General features: G+C 72.9%; 1 protein-coding gene. It reads left to right on the top strand.

Features of this window, described 5'->3' with window-relative positions:
- Positions 1-404: 404 nt before the first annotated feature.
- Positions 405-1370 carry a zinc-binding dehydrogenase gene (locus ACFWEG_RS29035; protein WP_387221102.1) on the top strand — a complete coding sequence of 322 codons (966 nt, stop codon included), beginning with the start codon at positions 405-407 and terminating at the stop codon, positions 1368-1370.
- The last annotated feature ends 61 nt before the right edge of the window (positions 1371-1431 follow it).

Here is a 1431-nt window from a genome sequence, read left to right as displayed (position 1 = left end):
GTGCGGCTTGCGCCGAGTGGTTTCGGGGCTTCGCCCCGGATGCACGGGCTGCGCCCGCGCGGCCACAGGCGCCGGCCGGGCTGAGTTTTTTGCCGGCTCGCGCCGAGACTTTGTGCGGGACCCGCGCGGAGACTTCGCGCCGCCCCCGCCGAGTGTCTCCGCGGGGCTTCGCCCCGGATGCACGGGCTGCGCCCGCGCGGCCTCAAACGCCGGCCGGGCTGAGTTTTTTGCCGGCTCGCGTGGAGTCGTCGGCCGGCTCGCGTGGAGTCGTCGTGCGGCTCGCGTGGAGTCATCACGCGCCTCGCGCCGCGTCTACGCGCGCCTCGCGCCGGATCTCCCGGCGCGCCGCGCGTCACACCCCGACCCTGTTCCGCCGGGGCGCAACCGCCCCTACGCTCAGGATCATGTTCGCCGCCTACGCATCCCGTATCGATCGCGACCAGCCCCTGAACGGACTCGAGCTGGGGGAGCGTCCTGCCCCGGTCGAGCGGCCGGGTTGGACGACCGTTGACGTCCGTGCCGCGTCGTTGAACCACCACGACCTGTGGTCGCTGAGGGGGGTCGGGATCACGGAGGAGTCGTTCCCGATGATCCTGGGGTGCGACGCCGCGGGGGTCGACCAGGACGGGAACGAGGTGGTGCTGCACTCCGTGATCGGGGAGACGGGGCACGGCGTCGGCCCGAAGGAACGGCGGTCGCTGCTGACGGAGAAGTACCAGGGCACGTTCGCGGAGCAGGTGAGCGTGCCGGAGTGGAACGTGCTGCGCAAGCCGAAGGAGCTGAGCTTCGCGGAGGCCGCGTGCCTGCCGACGGCGTGGCTGACGGCGTACCGGATGCTGTTCACGAACGCGGGCGTGCGCCCCGGGGACGCGGTGCTCGTGCAGGGCGCCGGCGGTGGCGTGGCGACCGCGGCGATCGTGCTCGGCAAGGCCGCCGGCCTGCGGATGTACGCGACGTCGCGGGACGCGAAGAAGCGCGAGCGGGCGGTGGAGCTCGGCGCGCTGGAGGCCGTGGAGCCCGGCGCGCGGCTGCCGGAGCGGGTGGACGCGGTGATCGAGACGGTCGGCGCGGCGACGTGGTCGCACTCGGTGAAGTCGCTGCGCCCCGGCGGCACGCTGGTGATCTCGGGCGCGACGAGCGGGCCCAACCCGCCGGCCGCCGAGCTGACCCGGATCTTCTTCCTGGAGCTGAAGGTCGTCGGCTCGACGATGGGCTCCAAGGACGAGCTGGAGGACCTGCTCGCCTTCTGTGCGACCACCGGCGTCCGCCCGGTCATCGACGAGGTGCTGCCGCTGGACCGCGCCCGCGAGGGCTTCGAGAAGATGGCGGGCGGCGACCTCTTCGGCAAGATCGTGCTGACGAACGGCTGAGCCCTCCCCATCACGCCCGCCTCCCTCCGACGCCCGGCCGGTGTCAACCACTGTTGACACC

Origin of the sequence: Streptomyces sp. NPDC060194 (assembly GCF_042728285.1) — a bacterium.
Taxonomy (GTDB): Bacteria; Actinomycetota; Actinomycetes; order Streptomycetales; family Streptomycetaceae; genus Streptomyces.
The sequence above is the reverse complement of the archived record's forward strand: the minus strand, read 5'-3'. Positions and strand labels throughout refer to the sequence as shown.

Bases quoted from the DNA above. Each gene is read 5' to 3' on its own strand.
- ACFWEG_RS29035 (WP_387221102.1), top strand. From the start codon at position 405: ATGTTCGCCGCCTACGCATCCCGTATCGATCGCGACCAGCCCCTGAAC.